The sequence below is a fragment of the Nonomuraea sp. NPDC051941 genome (assembly GCF_044593615.1).
The window spans coordinates 141,196-156,722 of sequence record NZ_JBIUCF010000003.1 but is presented as its reverse complement, the minus strand read 5'-3'; the positions used below and the strand labels follow the sequence as shown (position 1 = coordinate 156,722).

Genomic DNA, 15,527 nt, shown 5'->3' with positions numbered 1-15,527 from the left:
ATGACCACTGACGCCGTTGGCATGAACACCCTCCGCACACAGGTGGAGCGTGCCCTCGGAGAGTTCGTCGAACGACAGCTGCCCGCCCCCGGTGACCCCGAGCTCGAGCCGCTGCGCACAGCCGCCGACGAGTTGCTGGCCGGCGGCAAACGGCTGCGTCCGGCGTTCTGCTACTGGGGCTGGCGCGGCGCGGGCGGCACGGACGTGCCCGCGATCTTCACCGCGGCGGCCTCGCTGGAGCTGCTGCAGGCCAGCGCGCTGGTGCACGACGACGTGATGGACAAGAGCGACCTGCGCAGGGGCATGCCGTCCGCGCACCGCCGGTTCCAGGCGCTGCACGAGAAGTCCGCCTGGTACGGGTCCGCGGAGCAGTTCGGCGAGGGCGCGGCGATCCTGCTGGGCAACCTGCTGCTGATCTGGTCGGGCGAGATGTGGCGCACCAGCGGCCTGCCGCCCGAGTCCCTGGCGGCGGCCCAGCCCGTGCACGACCACATGCGTACGGAGCTGATGTGCGGCCAGTACCTCGACCTGCTGGAGCAGGCGCACGGCGAGAACACGTTCGAGTCGGCGCTGCGGGTGGCGCTGTTCAAGAGCGGCAAATACTCGGTGGAGCAGCCGCTCAGGCTCGGGCTGGTGCTCGCCGGCGGCAAGCTCGCGCCCTGGATGGACGAGCTGTGCACGGGCTACGGCACGCGGGTCGGGATCGCGTTCCAGCTGCGTGACGACATCCTGGGGGTGTTCGGCGACCCGGCGCAGACGGGCAAGCCCGCCGGAGACGACCTGCGGGAGGGCAAGCGGACGATGCTCGTGGCCCGCACGCTGGCTGCCGCGTCCCCGGGTGCGGCGCAGACCGTCCGGCGGCTGCTGGGGGATCCCGGGCTGGACGAGCACGGGGTGGAGACGCTGCGGCAGATCATCGACGAGACGGGCGCGCTGCAGGAGTGCGAGGACCTGATCGGCGACTATCTGGGGGACGCGCTGTCCGCGCTGGACGAGGCGCCGATCACGGTGGAGGCGCGCGCGGCTCTGACGGAGCTGGCCATCGCCGCCACCTCCCGCAAGACCTGACCTGACCTGTCCTGGGCAGGGGATCGCCACCCTGGGCCCGGCCTCCGACTCGGAGGCGCCCGTGTGGTAGCGGGCGCCTCGTGGGTCACAGGGCCCCGTACGGCCGGGCGGCCTCCTGTGGTCAGGTGGCCGCCGCGGTCAGGGGCTCATGTCGGTCAGGGGCTTGTCGGTCGGGGGCTTGTCGGTCAGGCGGAGGACAGGCGCTTGGCGAACTCCGCCGCCGCCGCGCCCGGGTCCTCCGCGTCCGTGATCGCGCGTACGACCACCACGCGGCGCACGCCGTACGACATCACCTCGTCCAGGTTCGCGAGGTCGATGCCGCCGATCCCGAACCACGGCCGCGAGGTCTCCAGCGCCGCCGCGTGCCGGAGCAGCGGCGGGCCGGGGGCCGGGCGGCCGGGCTTGGTGGGCGTGGGCCAGATGGGGCCGCAGCAGAAGTAGTCGACGCCCGGCTCCGCTGCCGCGGCGGAAGCCTCGGCCGCGGAGTGGGTGGACCGTCCGATGACGATGTCGTCGCCGAGTATCTCTCGCGCGACCGTCACAGGAAGGTCGTCCTGCCCCAGGTGGAGCACGTCGGACCGGGCGGCGTAGGCGACGTCCGCCCGGTCGTTGACGGCCAGCAGTTTGCCGTGCCGGTCGCAGGCGTCGCGGAAGACTTCGAGGAGCGCGAGTTCTTCGCGGGCCTCCAGACCCTTCTCCCGCAGTTGGATGATGTCCACGCCGCCGGCCAGCACCGAGTCGAGGAACTCCGCCAGGTCGCCGCGGTCGCGGCGGCCGTCGGTGCAGAGATAGAGGCGGGCTTCAGAAACCGAGGGCTTGGGCACGCCGCTTGACCTCGGTATGACGGCCGGCCTTGATCGCCTCGATGGGCGATCCGGGCAGGGACTCGTCAGGGGTGAAGAGCCAGCGCAGCGACTCGACATCGTCGTAGCCGGCGTCCAGCAACACGGTCAGCGTGCCGGGCAGGCCCTTCATCACATCCTTTCCATCGAGGAACACAGCGGGCACCTGTGGCCCGCCGCCCCCCCGGCGTACGCCGAGCAGCTTGTGGTCCTTGAGGAGTTGCTTGGCCCGCCCGATCGGAAGGTCTAGGCGCGAGGCCACTTCGGGGAGCGTGAGCCACTCGTCTACGAGTTGGTCGGTCTCCCGGTCGATCTGTGCAACAGAAAGCGTCACGAAACCACAACTACCACATGCCGTGCTTGCTCAAACAACACAATCCCGTAGAGGGACTTCTGGATCTACCAGGCGTTCCGCGTCGAGACGGTGTCCCGCGTCGATGATTCTGCGCCCCTGTACGAGGTCTCGCGGCCGGTCCACGGCGAGCACCGCGGCGAGGGCGTCGTCGGCCGTGAGCCAGACGGCCGACCACTTGCCCTCCGGCTCGCCCCGGTAGATCAGGCGCTCGCCTGCCAAATGATGACCGGCGTATTGCACCATGTGCCCGAACTGTTCCGACCAGAAGTACGGAACGGGATCGTACGCGACGTCCTCACCCAGCAAGCTCGCGGCGGCCACCTCGGGGGCGTTGAGCGCGGTGTCCCAGTGCTCGACCCTGAGCCTGGTCTGCCAGCGGCGCGACCACCAGGCGGCGCAGTCGCCGACGGCGACCGTGTTCGGCAGGGAGGCACGCAGGTGCTCGTCCACGACGACGCCGTTGTGGAGGTCGATGTCGGCGCCGGTGAGCCATTCGACGGCCGGGCGCACGCCGATGCCCGTGACCACCACGTGGGCGTCCACGAACTCCCCGCCCACCAGCCGCACGCCGCCCTCGTCCACGGAGTCGACCATGGTGTCGAGCCGCAGGTCGATGCCGTCGTACCAGCGCTCGGTGCGGGCCCCGATCTCGGCGCCGACGGCCGTCGCGAGCGGCGCCGGGCCGGCCTCGATCACGGTCACCGCGCACCCGGCGCGGCGGGCGGCGGTGGCCACCTCCGCGCCGATCCAGCCGGCGCCGATGATCGAGACGCGGGCGCCGGGGACGAGCATGGCCCTGAGCTCGTGGGCGTCGTCGAGCGTGCGCAGCACGTGTTGCGGGCCGTCGCCGAGCAGCCTGATCGGCTCGGCGCCGGTGGCGATGACCAGTCCGTCGTAGCCGAGCTCGCCCTCGGTGGTCTCCACGACCCCCTCGCGCAGCGCCTTGGCGCTGACCCCCGGCTGGAACACCACGTCGAGCGAGGCCAGGTCGGTGTCGACATAGCTGGTGTCGGCGTCGCCGAACAGCACGGCCTTGGACAGGGGTGGACGGTCGTAGGGGCGATGCCGCTCCTCGCCGACCAGCGTGATCCGCCCGCCGAACCCGCGTGCGCGCAGCGCCTCCACGGTGCGCACTCCGGCCAGGCCCGCTCCCACCACCACGACTTCGTTCACGTTCATGACCCTAACGTGGGCCGGTGTCCGGGCGTCGCAGCGAGGCCGTAGGCTGGGGGCGTAAGACGCGCGGGAGTCCGGCCGTGACCGGGCTGAGAGGAAGGCTGCCATCGGGCCTTCGACCGCAAGACACCTGATCCGGATCATGCCGGCGAAGGGAGCGCGGATGGATGTGATCGTGGGCGGCGGGGTCGTCGGCCTCTCGCTGGCCTGGCGGCTGGCCCGCGAAGGGCGGCCCGTCACCCTGGTGGACCCGGCCCCCGCCTCGGGGGCCTCACACGCGGCGGCGGGGATGCTGGCGCCGGTCAGCGAGGTCACCTACACGGAGGTGCCGCTGCTGCGGCTCGGCGTGGCGTCGCTGCGCCGCTGGCCCGCCTTCGCCGCCGAGCTGGCCGCCGACGCGGGGCTGGCCGGCCCCGAGGCCCTGGACCTGCGCTCCGAGGGGACGCTCGACGTGGCGTTCGGGGCGGACGACCTGGCCGCGCTGGACGAGCTGGCCGCGTACCTGGAGAAGCTGGAGCTCCCCGTCCGGCGGCTGACCGGCCGCGAGTGCCGCCGCCTGGAGCCCATGCTGGCTCCCTCGGTGCGGGGCGGGCTGCTGGCCGTCGGCGATTCCTGGGTGGACCCGCGCCGCGTGACGGCGGCGCTGCTCGCCGCGCTCGACCGGCGGGGAGTCCAGCTCGTACGGGCGCGCGTCGGCGAGCTGCTGCGCGACGGCGGCCGGGTCACAGGGGTACGCCTGGAGCCGCCCGGCGGCGACGACCGGCGAGCCGAGCTGCGGGCGGAGCGGGTGATCCTGGCGGCCGGGGCGTGGAGCGCCGGGCTGGCCGAGGTGCCGGTCCGGCCGGTCAAGGGGCAGATCATGCGGTTGCGTTCGCCGCAGCCGCTGCTCACCCGGTGCGTCCGCGGCACCGTGCACGGCACGCCGGTCTACCTCGTCCCCCGGGGTGACGGCGAGCTGGTGGTCGGGGCCACGCAGGAGGAGATGGGCTTCGACACCAGGGTGACCGCGGGCGGGCTCTACGAGCTGCTGCGCGACGCCAGGGAGCTGGTGCCGGGCATCACCGAGCTGGAGGTCTCCGACGTGGTGGCCGGGCTGCGGCCGGGCACGCCGGACAACCTGCCGCTCATCGGCCCGAGCGGCACCCCGGGGCTGGCGCTGGCCACCGGCCACCACCGGGGCGGCGTGCTCCTGGCGCCGCTCACGGCGGACATCCTGCTGGGCGAGGAGGGCGAGCTCGCGGCAATGTGCTCGCCCGGGAGATTTCGGGATATTTCATGATTGTGATGATCAACGGGGCCTCGCACGAGGTGGCCGACGGCACGACCGTGGCGCAGGCCGTACGCACATTGACCACGGCCACCACCGGAGTGGCCGTGGCCGTCAACGACGAGGTGGTCACGCGGAGCTCGTGGGAGACGACGGCGCTCAGCGACCGTGACCGGGTGGAGGTTCTGACGGCGGTGCAAGGTGGATGATCTGATCATCGCCGGGGAGAGCTTCTCCTCCCGGCTCATCATGGGCACCGGCGGCGCGCCCTCGCTGGACGTGCTCGACCAGGCGCTGGCCGCGTCCGGCACCGAGCTGACCACGGTGGCGATCCGGCGGCTCGACCCGAACGCCCGCGGCTCGGTCCTGGACGTGCTGCGCAAGCGGGACATCAAGGTGCTCCCCAACACCGCGGGCTGCTTCACGGCGGGCGAGGCCGTGCTGACGGCGCGGCTGGCCAGGGAGGCCCTCGGCACGAACTGGGTCAAGGTCGAGGTCATCTCCGACGAGCGGACCCTGCTGCCCGACCCGATCGAGACGTTCGACGCGGCCGAACGGCTGGTGGCCGACGGGTTCGTGGTGCTGCCGTACATCGGGGACGACCCGGCGCTGGCGCGGCGGCTGGAGCAGGCGGGCTGCTCGGCCGTCATGCCGCTGGGCGGGCCGATCGGCTCGGGTCTCGGCATCCGCAACCCGCACAGCATCGAGCTGATCGTGGAGGCCGTTTCCGTGCCGGTGGTCCTCGACGCGGGCATCGGCACGGCCAGCGACGCCGCGCTGGCGATGGAGCTGGGCTGCGCCGCCGTGATGCTGGCCACGGCGGTCACCAGGGCCCAGCGGCCCGATCTCATGGCGGCCGCCATGAAGCAGGCCGTGGAGGCCGGACGGCTGGCGCGGCTGGCGGGCCGCATCCCGCGCAGGCGCTACGCCGAGGCCTCCTCACCGATGACTCCCTGACCGGAGTGCCGATGCCCCCTCCCCCGAGTGCCGACGGCTCCCCGGCCCGAGTGCCGGTGGCCCCCGGCCCGAGTGACGGTGGCTCGCTGACCCGAGGGACGCGTGGGGAGCTGGGACGTTCCAACGGGAACGTCTCAGCATCGGTTTCGGGCGGCGAGGCCCTCCCAGTGGCAAAACGCCCGTAAACTCAGCGGGGTGGATACGACGACTGCGGACCCCCTGGTCGGGCGGCTCCTCGATGGGCGCTACCGCATCGAGAGCCGGATCGCCCGGGGCGGTATGGCGACCGTCTACCTCGCGCTGGACGTCCGCCTGGACCGGACGGTGGCGCTGAAGGTCATGCACGGCTCACTGGCCGAGGACCCCGCGTTCGTGCGGAGGTTCATCGGCGAGGCCAAGTCGGTTGCCCGCCTCTCACACCCCAACGTGGTGCACGTCTTCGACCAGGGCACGGACAACGACGTCGTCTACCTGTCGATGGAGTACGTGCCCGGCAAGACGCTGCGCGACATCCTTCGTGAGCGCGGCAGGCTGCCCGCCCGCGAGGCGCTCGAGATCATGATCCCGGTGCTCGCCGCCCTCGGCGCGGCCCACCAGGCCGGGATGGTCCACCGCGACGTGAAGCCGGAAAACGTCCTGATGACCGACGACGGCCGGGTCAAGGTCGTCGACTTCGGCCTGGCCCGGGCCATCGAGGCCACCAACCAGACCCGCACCGGCGTGATGATCGGCACCATCGGCTACATGGCGCCCGAGCAGGTCACCACCGGCGCCGCCGACGTGCGCAGCGACGTCTACGCCGCGGGCATCATGCTGTTCGAGCTGGTCACCGGCCAGCAGCCGTACGACGGCGCGACGCCCATGTCGGTGGCCTACCGGCACGTCCACGACACCGTGCCCGCGCCGTCCTCGGTGTTCCCCGACGTGCCGGCGCTGATCGACACGCTGGTGACCCAGGCGACGGCCCGCGAGCCGGACCAGCGGCCCGCCGACGCGACCGCGATGCTCGTGGCCGCCGTCGACGCGCACCGGATGCTGCCGCGCCTGACCAACCCGCCGGCCTCCCACGCCCAGACGCAGGTGTTCAACGCCTCCGGCGCCGCCTCGATGCCCCAGCCCGCCCCCGCCCACACCTTGATCCAGCCGCGGGCGGAGGTGCCGCCGCAGGGGCAGCGGGCGGGGTTCAAGCCCAACTGGTTCCTGGTGCTGCTCGCCGGGGTGATGGTGGTCGCGGTCGGGCTGACCGGCTGGTACTTCGCGCAGCCCGAGATGGTCTCCGTCCCCGACCTGGTCGGCAAGAACCTGGCGCTGGCCAAGAGCAGCGCCGCCGCGGCCGGTTTCAAGGTCCAGGAGGCCGACGGCGTCAACAACGAGAAGATGGCCGCGGGCCTGGTCCTCAGCACCGACCCGGCGGCCGCCACCGAGGTGGAGAAGGGCACCACGATCACGCTGGTCCCCTCGCTCGGGCCCAAGCGCGTCGCCGTGCCCAACACCGAGGGCATGACCGGCGACCAGGCCCGGGCCAAGATCGCCGATGCCGGGCTGACCGTGGGCGTCGTCAAGCGGCTGGCCAACCAGGAGGTCGAGCGCGACAAGGTCATCCGCACCTCGCCGCAGGTCGGCGAGAAGGTGCGGGAGGGCGCCAAGGTCGACATCTACGTCAGCGCCGGCATGGTGATGCCCGACGTCAACAGCATGCCCAAGGACGAGGCCGCCCAATATCTCGGTGGTCTGGGCTTCCAGGTGCAGGTCAACGAGGTCGACGACGACGCCGAGCCGTGCACGGTCATCGCGCAGACGCCCAAGGCGAAGTCCGAGGTGGACAAGGGCACGCAGGTCATGGTCACGGTGGCCCGGTGCCAGACGGACTTCTGGGACTGGTTCAACGGCGACAGGGACGACGAGGCCCGCGACGACCAGCAGTTCGCCCTGGTGCCGGCGGTGATCGGCAAAGAGGTCAGGGACGCCAAGACGGAGTTAGAGGCGCTGGGGTTCAAGGTGCGGGTGCAGCGGTTGGGCAACCGCGGGGTGGTCCAGTTCCAGCGGCCGTTGCCCAACAGCGAGCGGCCGCAGGGGGCCACGGTCGTCCTCTGGCAGTGAGGTCCCTTCGGCGACACGCGGGCGATCACCGGAACGCCCGCGCCGCCGGCAGAGAGCCGTCGCACGGGTGAGGCGGCGCTGAGGCTTGGGCGGCCGCCACGACCTGGGTTGGCGAGGCGGACGCGGGTTGGTCAGGGCGTCGCGAGGTGGCCGTGGAGGCGGACGCGGGCCAGGCCGCCGTCCGGGTAGATGTCCACCCGTACATGCGTGACCGGGTCCGGGTGGGCCAGGCGGAAGCGGTGCGGGGTGTCGGGCTGCAGGCGGGTCCTCGGGAGGAGCTCCACCTCCCGGTCACCGTCCAGGCCCGTCAGCGAGACCGCGCCCGGCGCGTTGAACAGCAGGTTCGTGGTGTCGATCTCGGCCAGACCGATCACGCCGCGCCCGGCCAGCCGGATGACCAGCCAGTCGTTCCCGTCGCCGCGGCGGCGGGCGGTCTCCCAGCCCTCCGCCTGGTGGCGGGCCAGGCCGGGGGCGATGGCGTTGTTGGGGGCCGAGTAGAACTCGTTGGAGCAGGCGGTGACCAGCGCGCCGTTGGCGAGCGCGGCCAGGTCGAGGCCGAGCCCGTCGTACACGGACAGGTCGGGCCGGGCCTCCCCGTGCACCCGGAGGCGGGCGACGCCGCCGTCGGGGAAGATGCTCAGCCGCACGTGGGTGAACCGGCGCTCGTCGGTGACGGCGAAGTGGTGCTCGCTGTCACCGGTGAGCTCGGCCCGGGGCACGATCTCCGTCCACGCAGCGGCCTCGAGCTCGGCCGGGGAGGGGTGGCCCTCGACCGAGGCCGCCTCGACGCGGGCGTGGGGCGGGTAGTTGCCCTTGAACCAGGCCGTGTCGATCACCACGCCGCGGATCACGCCGGGGACGCCGAGCCGTACCAGGGCCCAGTCGTGGCCGGGCGAGCGGCGACGGCGGGTCTCCCACCCGTCGTAGACCTGCCCCTTGCTCCCGAACGTCTCCGCCTGGAAGCCGGGCCGCCCCGGCCGGATCAGGCTCTCCTTCTCCGCGAACGACTCGTCGCTCGCCGCCACGACCGAGCCGCCGAGCGTGCGCAGGGCGAGGTCCGGCAGGGTGCTGAAACCTGGCAAAACTACTGCTCTCCCAACAGGAATCGTCCGTGCGGCACGTCGTCCACGGGCCGCCCGCGCAGCCAGGTGGTCAGTACGGCGCCCTTGAGCACCTGGCCGTGGTACGGGGTGACCGGGTTCTTGTGGTGCAGGCGCGCGGCGTCCACGGGGTTGTCGGCGGCCGGGTCGAAGGCCACCAGATCGGCATCATTACCCGGCTTTATCCCGCCTTTTCCGGGAATGTCGGCCATCGCCGCCGGATTGGCCGACATCCAGCGCACCACGTCCCCCAGCCCGTGCCCCCTCCGCGACGCCTCCGTCCAGACCGCGGGCAGCCCGAGCTGGAGCGAGGCGATGCCGCCCCAGGCGGCGGCGAAGTCGGGCACCTTGAGGTCGGCGGGCGAGGGCGAGTGGTCGGACACGACGCAGCTCAGCACGCCCCTGGCCAGCCCGTCCCACAGCAGGTCGCGGTTGGCCTCAGAGCGGATGGGCGGGCAGCACTTGTACGCGGTCGCCCCCTCGGGCACCTGCTCGGCCGTCAGCGTCAGGTAGTGGGGGCACGTCTCCGCCGTGACCGCCACGCCCTCGGCCTGGGCCGACTCCAGCACCTCCAGGCAGGAGGCGCTGGAGACGTGCAGGATGTGCACCCGGGCGCCGGTCCGCGCCGCCAGCCCCACCACCCGCGCGACGGCGCTGCGCTCCGACTCCCCCGGCCGCGACTCCAGGAACTCCCGGTACGTCGGCCCGGCCGGCTCCCCGAGCAGCGCCGGGTCCTCGGCGTGCACCATCATCACCCCGCCGACCGCGGCGACCTCGGTCAGCGCCTCCCGCAGCTCGGAGTCGCCGAGCGGCGGGAACTCCTCCACCCCCGACGGGGACATGAAGCACTTGAACCCGTAGACCCCGCGCTCGCGCAGGGGCGCGAGGTCCTTGACGTTGCCCGGCACGGCCCCGCCCCAGAAGCCCACGTCCACGTGGCACTGCCCCTCGGCGGCCCGCAGCTTGGCCTCGAAGGCGGCCACGTTCACGGTGGGCGGAAGGGAGTTGAGCGGCATGTCGAGGATCGTGGTGACGCCTCCGGCGGCGGCCGCCCTGGTCGCCGAGCCGAACCCCTCCCAGTGCGTCCGCCCCGGTTCGTTGACGTGCACGTGGGTGTCGACCAGGCCGGGGAGCAGGACCAGGTCGCGCAGGTCGATGTCCTCGGCGGCGTCGAGCGGGGCGTCGTAGTCGTACAGGCCCGCGATCTTCTCGCCCCGCACGGCCACCGCCGCCGCCCGCTCCCCCTCGGGGGTGACGGTGCGGCGGGATCGGATCACCAGATCGATCATCTAGTCCCCCTGGAGATGGACGGCGGCCAGCCGCGCGGCCAGGCGTTCGAGCAGGGGCCCGGCCTCGGCCATGCAGCGCTCGGGGTCGGGTTCGAGGTCGGTGAGGGCGTAGGCGGCCTCGATGCCGGCGGCCCGCAGCTCGTCGTCGGTGAGCGTACGGCGCCCGCAGACGGCCACCACGGGGACACCCGCCTCGGCCGCGGCCCGCGCCACGCCGACGGGGGCCTTGCCGCGCAGAGACTGCTCATCGAGCGACCCCTCGCCGGTGATCACCAGCCGCGCGTCCTTGACCAGCTCGCCGAACCCGAGCAGGTCGAGCAGGTAGCCGATGCCGGGCCGGATCTCGGCGTGCAGGAACGCCAGCGCGGCGAACCCCACCCCGCCGGCCGCCCCCGCCCCCGGCGCGCCCGCCACGCCCATCGCGCGCGGCGTGTCGTCGTGCTCGACCGCGCCCATCAGCCCGTGAGTGGCGGTCGCGACGGCGGCCAGCCGGGTCAGACCGGCCTCCAGCGTCTTGACGTCGTCCGGGGTGGCGCCCTTCTGGGGCCCGTAGACGGCGGCGGCGCCGTGCGGGCCGAGGAGCGGGTTGTCCACGTCGCTGGCCACCACGAACTCCACGCCGGAGACGTCCGTGAACCCCGACAGATCGATCCGGGCGAGCTCCTTCAGCGCGGCCCCGCCCCGGGGGAGGTCGCCGCCGTCGGCGTCCAGCAGGCGCGCGCCGAGCGCCTGTGCCATGCCCGCTCCCCCGTCGGTGCAGGCGCTCCCGCCCAGCCCCAGGACCACGCGCTTGGCGCCCCGGCGCACGGCGTCCGCGATCAGCTCGCCCGTGCCGTGGCTGGTGGCGGTCAGCGGCTCGTGCCCGCCGGGGAGGCGGCGCAGCCCCGACGCCTCCGCCAGCTCCACCACCGCCGTCGCGTCGGCGTCCTGCCAGGCGTACGAGGCGGAGGTCCGCTCGCCGGTGGGCCCGGTGACCTCGATCGTGACCCGGCTGAACCCGCCGGCCACGGCCGCGTCCACGGTGCCGTCGCCCCCGTCGGCCACCGGCAGCTCCACCGTGGGCACGCCGAGCCCGGCCGAGACCCGGGCGGCCACCTCGGCCGCCGTCAGCGACCCCTTGAACTTGTCGGGGGCGACCAGAACCTGCTGAATCACTACGAACCCCTACAGGATGGTGAACAATGTCCTGACACGCCTTCCTGCCCGGTGCGAGCGGGCAGGAAGGCGTGACCCATCATCTTGACACTGGTGTGTTTCAAGGAACCACACCGGTACGCCGGCGGCCAGGACGACCGCACGGTGCTGGTGATGCCGTACGGCATTAACCCGATCGTCCCGAATTGTTCCCCTGATGGCTTGGCGGGTACGGGAAGCTGATGCGAGGCGGAAACGACGAGGCGGTGGGCGTGAAGCAGGTTGCCCTTCCGGACACGGAGCAGGTTCGCTTGCTGGATTCGACGCCGGGCCTGATCGTGGACGACAGTGACGATGACGATCCGGTACTGCTGCGGCCTGACGGCAGCCCGTTCGACACCTGGCGCGAGCACTATCCGTATCCCGAGCGAATGCAGCGGCAGGAGTACGACCGCGTCAAGCGGCTGCTGCAGATCGAGTTGCTCAAGCTGCAGTACTGGGTCAAGGCGAACGGGGAGCGGCTGGTCATCCTGTTCGAGGGCCGGGACGCGGCGGGCAAGGGCGGCACCATCAAGCGGTTCATGGAGCACCTCAACCCCCGCGGCGCCACGGTGGTCGCGTTGGAGAAGCCGTCGGAGCGCGAGCGCACCCAGTGGTACTTCCAGCGCTACATCGCCCACCTGCCCGCCGCCGGGGAGATCGTCCTGTTCGACCGCTCCTGGTACAACCGTGCCGGGGTCGAGCGCGTGATGGGCTTCTGCACCGAGGCTCAGTGCCGCGAGTTCATGCAGCAGGCGCCGCAGTTCGAGGGGGCCCTGGTACGCGACGGCATCCGTCTGATCAAGCTCTGGTTCTCGGTGACCCGCTCCGAGCAGCGCACCCGCTTCATCATCCGCCAGGTCGACCCCGTGAGGCAGTGGAAGTTGTCGCCGATGGACCTGGCCTCGCTCGACAGGTGGGACGACTACACCGTCGCCAAGGAGGAGATGTTCCTCCACACCGACATCGCCGAGGCTCCCTGGACGGTCATCAAGAGCAACGACAAGAAGCGCGGCCGGGTGGAGGCCATGCGTCACGTGCTGAGCCTGTTCCACTACGACAACAAGGACTACGAGGTGGTCGGCACCCCGGACCCGCTCATCGTCCGGTCGGCGGCCGACATCTTCGAGGAGGACCACACCGGCCTGCCCGCCTGACCGACGGGCGTCGCGGCCGGTTCTTCGACGCGGATGCGCCAGGTGACCCGGAAAGGTCAGGAGACCGTGCGGATGAACTCCTCCAGCGAGTAGCGGCCGTCCTGGTCGGAGTCGGCGGCCTGGCTCATCGCCCCCAGCGCCTCCGCCGGGAGACCCGGGAAGTGCTTCGTCAGCTCGGCCTCGCTGATGTAGCCGTCGCCGTCTGTGTCGATCGACGCGAAAGTGCTCTTGAGCTGCGCCAGCCGCTCGTCGGGGAGTTCCTCGGGCATGGGATCGCCTTCCTGCTCGTTCGGGACATTCCCACCCTAGTCTCCCGGTCAGTGGAGCTCCTTGGCGGCGGTCAGGCCACGTTCGTCCGCCAGCCGTATCAGCCGGCGGTGGGCCTCGGCGCCCGCGCGCCCGGCGGCGTCCTGGGGGACGGTCCGCAGCTCGCCGTCCTCGACCACGACCCGGCCGCCGACCAGCACCCGCGCCAGCGGCGGCGGGGGGCCGAAGACGAGCGCGCAGACCGGGTCGGCCACCGCCGAGGTGAAGGGGCCGTCGACGCGCCAGAGGGCGAGGTCGGCCAGCTTGCCGGGTTCGAGGGTGCCGAGTTCGTGCTCGCGGCCGAGGTTGCGGGCCCCGCCGAGCGTGGCGATCTCGAGGGCCTGGCGGGCGGTGAGCGCCTGGGGGCCGTACCTGGCGCGCTGGAACAGCAGGGCCTGCCGCAGCTCTCCCACGAGCGGCGTCAGCTCGGAGGACGCGCTGCCGTCCACGCCGAGACCCACGTTCGCGCCGCGGCGCAGCATCTCGGAGACGCGGGCGATGCCGGCGCCGAGCCGGCCGTTCGACGAGGGGCAGTGCGCCGAGCCCGTGCCGGTGGCGGCGAGCTTGCCGATGTCGTCGTCACTCAGGTGTACGGAGTGCGCGAACCACACGTCGGGCCCCAGCCAGCCCAGCTTCTCCATGTAGTCCACGGGGCGAAGGCCGAACTGGGCCAGGCAGTGCTCGTCCTCGTCCGAGGTCTCGGCGACGTGCGTGTGCAGGCGTACGCCCTTGGCCCTGGCCAGGGCGGCGGACTCGGTCATCAGCTCGGCGCTGGAGGAGAACGGCGAGCACGGCGCGACCGCGATCCGCAGCATCGAGGAGAACGACGGGTCGTGGTAGGCGTCCACGGCCTCCGACGTGGCGGCCAGGATCTCGTCCAGCTCCTCGACCACGACGTCCGGCGGCAGCCCGCCCTGCGACTCGCCCCGGTCCATCGAGCCGCGGGCGGGGTGGAAGCGGATGCCCACCTCGCGGGCGGCCTCGATCTCGGCCGCGAACAGGTCGCCCCTGCCCTTGGGGAAGATGTAGTGGTGGTCGCTGGAGGTGGTGCAGCCCGACAGCGCCAGCCAGCCGAGGCCCGCCGTGGCCGCCCCGTTGACCACTTCGGCGTCCATGGCGGCCCACACCCGGTAGAGCGCGACCAGCCACTCGAACAGCGTCGCGTCCTGGGCCAGGCCCTGCGAGGCCCACTGGTAGAGGTGGTGGTGGGTGTTGACCAGGCCGGGGGTGGCCAGGCAGCCGGTGCCGTCGATCCTGGCAGCGCCGGGCCCCGTGCCCGGAGTGGTGGGGGCGGGACCGGGGCCGAGCTCCGCGATCCGGTCCCCCTCGATCCTGATATATCCGGATTGGATCTCCGGGCCGGCGACCGGCGCGATGTGGACGTTCTCGATGAGCAGGCTCACTCGGCGGCCGCCTTCCGCGACGCCGCCAGCCGTACCGCTTCGATGATCTTCTCGTAGCCCGTGCACCGGCACAGGTTCCCGGCCAGCGCCTCCCTGATCTCCGCGTCGGAGGGCCGCTCCACCCGCGCGATCAGGTCGTGCGCCTGCACCAGCAGCCCCGGCGTGCAGAACCCGCACTGCACGGCCCCGCACTCCACGAACGCCTGCTGGACCGGGTCGAGCCGGTCCTCCTCGGCCAGCCCTTCGACGGTGCGCACCTGACGCCCCTCGGCCTGCCCGGCGGCGACCAGGCAGGAGCAGACCGGCAGGCCGTCGAGATAGACGGTGCAGGATCCGCATTCGCCCTGCTCGCAGGCGTTCTTGGAGCCGGGGAGCCCGACGCGCTCGCGCAGCACGTACAGGAGGCTCTCGCCTTCCCAGACGTCGTCGGCGATCTCTTCCCGGCCGTTGACGGTGAAGGTGACGCGCATCAGGCGGCCCTCTTTCCCAGATGGTCGTTCCAGGCCCAGGCCAGCGTGCGGCGGGCCATCACGCCGATGGCGTGCACCCGGTAGGCGGCCTTGCCCCGTACGTCGTCGATCGGCGCCGCGGCCGCCGCGCACAGCTCGCCGAATCGCCTGGTCAGCGCCGGATCGAGCGGCGCCGTCCAGTCTAGTTCGCGGGCCAGCAGTTCTTCCGCCTCCAGCGCGCGGCGCGGCGTGGGCGCCGCGGAGCCGATCCCCGTGCCGACCCGCCGCTCGTCCGGGTGCAGCGCGATCGCGAACGAGCACACCGCGATCACCATGGCGTTGCGCGTGCCGACCTTGGAGAAGTATTGAGGCCCGGTCGCCGGCCTGACGTGCACGGCCCTGATCAGCTCGTCCGGCTCCAGCGCGCTGCGCTTGACCCCCAGGTAGAAGTCGTCGGCCGGGATCATCCTGACGCCGCGCTCGCGCGACTCCGCCTCAACCACCGCGCCGGCCGCCAGCAGCGGCGGGTGGCTGTCGCCGGCGGGCGAGGCCGCGCCGAGGTTGCCGCCGACGGAGCCGCGGTTGCGGATCTGCGGCGAGCCGACCGTGCGCGCGGCCTGGGCGAGCCCCGGCAGCGGCCCGGCCAGCTCCTCGATGATCCGCGCGTACGGCACCGCGGCCCCGAGCCGGCACATGCCGCCCACCATGGCCCACTCCCGCAGCTCGGCCACCTGGTTGAGGTCGAGCAGCGCGGCGGGCCTGCGCACGTCCATGTTGATCTCCACCATCACGTCGGTGCCGCCCTGGATGGGCACCGCGTCGGGCCGGTCCGCCTTGGCGGCCAGCGCCTCCTCCCACGTCGTGGGTCGCAAGAAGTCCATATCT

16 protein-coding genes and 1 riboswitch are annotated in these 15,527 nt (G+C 72.5%); of the genes, 6 read left to right on the top strand and 10 right to left on the bottom strand.

Annotated features, from left to right (window positions below; genetic code table 11):
* Complete coding sequence (locus tag ACIHFD_RS07230; RefSeq protein ID WP_397365997.1) at positions 1 to 1,068, top strand: polyprenyl synthetase family protein; 1,068 nt, start codon at positions 1 to 3, stop codon at positions 1,066 to 1,068.
* 185 nt (positions 1,069 to 1,253) lie between these two features.
* Here ACIHFD_RS07230 and thiE read toward each other — a convergent pair whose 3' ends face one another.
* The 3 genes from thiE to ACIHFD_RS07215 are packed head-to-tail and all read right to left on the bottom strand — an operon-like array spanning position 1,254 to position 3,444.
* Entirely contained in the window at positions 1,254 to 1,892 is a 639-nt protein-coding gene (thiE, locus tag ACIHFD_RS07225) for a thiamine phosphate synthase (protein WP_350729060.1), read from the bottom strand.
* A complete protein-coding gene (locus ACIHFD_RS07220; RefSeq protein WP_350729058.1) occupies positions 1,870 to 2,244 on the bottom strand; it encodes an Rv2175c family DNA-binding protein in 375 nt (124 codons plus the stop codon). The genes thiE and ACIHFD_RS07220 overlap by 23 nt, the downstream gene beginning before the upstream one ends.
* Positions 2,245 to 2,274: 30 nt before the next feature.
* Entirely contained in the window at positions 2,275 to 3,444 is a 1,170-nt protein-coding gene (locus ACIHFD_RS07215) for an NAD(P)/FAD-dependent oxidoreductase (protein ID WP_397365996.1), read from the bottom strand.
* A gap of 53 nt (positions 3,445 to 3,497) precedes the next feature.
* Positions 3,498 to 3,615, top strand: a riboswitch (TPP riboswitch).
* Between ACIHFD_RS07215 and thiO the strand changes: the two genes are divergently transcribed.
* The 4 genes from thiO (at position 3,605) to pknB (ending at position 7,765) form a co-directional block, all read left to right on the top strand.
* Complete coding sequence (thiO, locus tag ACIHFD_RS07210) at positions 3,605 to 4,720, top strand: glycine oxidase ThiO (RefSeq protein WP_397365995.1); 1,116 nt, start codon at positions 3,605 to 3,607, stop codon at positions 4,718 to 4,720. (Overlaps the previous riboswitch by 11 nt.)
* A complete protein-coding gene (thiS, locus tag ACIHFD_RS07205) occupies positions 4,717 to 4,917 on the top strand; it encodes a sulfur carrier protein ThiS (protein WP_350729053.1) in 201 nt (66 codons plus the stop codon). Before thiO ends, thiS begins: the two co-directional genes overlap by 4 nt.
* Positions 4,910 to 5,665 (top strand): thiazole synthase, encoded by a 756-nt coding sequence (locus ACIHFD_RS07200; protein ID WP_397365994.1) that lies wholly within the window; start codon positions 4,910 to 4,912, stop codon positions 5,663 to 5,665. Before thiS ends, ACIHFD_RS07200 begins: the two co-directional genes overlap by 8 nt.
* 195 nt (positions 5,666 to 5,860) lie before the next feature.
* Positions 5,861 to 7,765: a Stk1 family PASTA domain-containing Ser/Thr kinase gene (gene pknB, locus ACIHFD_RS07195; protein WP_397365993.1), complete on the top strand. Its 1,905-nt coding sequence runs from the start codon at positions 5,861 to 5,863 to the stop codon at positions 7,763 to 7,765.
* Between the two features lie 131 nt (positions 7,766 to 7,896).
* On the opposite strand, the gene alc is transcribed toward pknB, so the two are convergent.
* The 3 genes from alc to ACIHFD_RS07180 are packed head-to-tail and all read right to left on the bottom strand — an operon-like array spanning position 7,897 to position 11,306.
* Positions 7,897 to 8,847, bottom strand: a complete 951-nt coding sequence (alc, locus tag ACIHFD_RS07190; RefSeq protein WP_350729049.1) for an allantoicase — start codon at positions 8,845 to 8,847, stop codon at positions 7,897 to 7,899.
* A 2-nt stretch (positions 8,848 to 8,849) separates the two neighbouring features.
* Complete coding sequence (gene allB, locus ACIHFD_RS07185) at positions 8,850 to 10,154, bottom strand: allantoinase AllB (protein WP_397365991.1); 1,305 nt, start codon at positions 10,152 to 10,154, stop codon at positions 8,850 to 8,852.
* On the bottom strand, positions 10,155 to 11,306 hold the full coding sequence (locus ACIHFD_RS07180; protein ID WP_397366290.1) for a glycerate kinase: 1,152 nt from the start codon (positions 11,304 to 11,306) through the stop codon (positions 10,155 to 10,157).
* Positions 11,307 to 11,599: 293 nt separating this feature from the next.
* Between ACIHFD_RS07180 and ppk2 the strand changes: the two genes are divergently transcribed.
* On the top strand, positions 11,600 to 12,484 hold the full coding sequence (gene ppk2, locus ACIHFD_RS07175; RefSeq protein ID WP_350729045.1) for a polyphosphate kinase 2: 885 nt from the start codon (positions 11,600 to 11,602) through the stop codon (positions 12,482 to 12,484).
* A gap of 56 nt (positions 12,485 to 12,540) precedes the next feature.
* Here ppk2 and ACIHFD_RS07170 read toward each other — a convergent pair whose 3' ends face one another.
* Genes ACIHFD_RS07170 through ACIHFD_RS07155 form a run of 4 tightly spaced genes read right to left on the bottom strand, consistent with a single transcriptional unit; the run spans position 12,541 to position 15,523 of the window.
* Positions 12,541 to 12,753, bottom strand: coding sequence for an EF-hand domain-containing protein (locus tag ACIHFD_RS07170; protein ID WP_350729043.1), 213 nt, complete (start codon positions 12,751 to 12,753; stop codon positions 12,541 to 12,543).
* 48 nt (positions 12,754 to 12,801) lie between these two features.
* A complete protein-coding gene (locus tag ACIHFD_RS07165) occupies positions 12,802 to 14,193 on the bottom strand; it encodes an 8-oxoguanine deaminase (RefSeq protein WP_397365990.1) in 1,392 nt (463 codons plus the stop codon).
* Complete coding sequence (locus ACIHFD_RS07160) at positions 14,190 to 14,663, bottom strand: (2Fe-2S)-binding protein (protein ID WP_350729040.1); 474 nt, start codon at positions 14,661 to 14,663, stop codon at positions 14,190 to 14,192. Before ACIHFD_RS07160 ends, ACIHFD_RS07165 begins: the two co-directional genes overlap by 4 nt.
* Positions 14,663 to 15,523, bottom strand: coding sequence for a xanthine dehydrogenase family protein subunit M (locus ACIHFD_RS07155; RefSeq protein WP_350729038.1), 861 nt, complete (start codon positions 15,521 to 15,523; stop codon positions 14,663 to 14,665). Before ACIHFD_RS07155 ends, ACIHFD_RS07160 begins: the two co-directional genes overlap by 1 nt.
* Between the last annotated feature and the right edge of the window lie 4 nt (positions 15,524 to 15,527).

Bases quoted from the DNA above. Each gene is read 5' to 3' on its own strand.
- ACIHFD_RS07230 (WP_397365997.1), top strand. From the start codon at position 1: ATGACCACTGACGCCGTTGGCATGAACACCCTCCGCACACAGGTGGAG.
- ACIHFD_RS07215 (WP_397365996.1), bottom strand. From the start codon at position 3,444: ATGAACGTGAACGAAGTCGTGGTGGTGGGAGCGGGCCTGGCCGGAGTG.
- thiO (WP_397365995.1), top strand. From the start codon at position 3,605: ATGGATGTGATCGTGGGCGGCGGGGTCGTCGGCCTCTCGCTGGCCTGG.
- thiS (WP_350729053.1), top strand. From the start codon at position 4,717: ATGATTGTGATGATCAACGGGGCCTCGCACGAGGTGGCCGACGGCACG.
- allB (WP_397365991.1), bottom strand. From the start codon at position 10,154: ATGATCGATCTGGTGATCCGATCCCGCCGCACCGTCACCCCCGAGGGG.
- ACIHFD_RS07170 (WP_350729043.1), bottom strand. From the start codon at position 12,753: ATGCCCGAGGAACTCCCCGACGAGCGGCTGGCGCAGCTCAAGAGCACT.
- ACIHFD_RS07160 (WP_350729040.1), bottom strand. From the start codon at position 14,663: ATGCGCGTCACCTTCACCGTCAACGGCCGGGAAGAGATCGCCGACGAC.
- ACIHFD_RS07155 (WP_350729038.1), bottom strand. From the start codon at position 15,523: ATGGACTTCTTGCGACCCACGACGTGGGAGGAGGCGCTGGCCGCCAAG.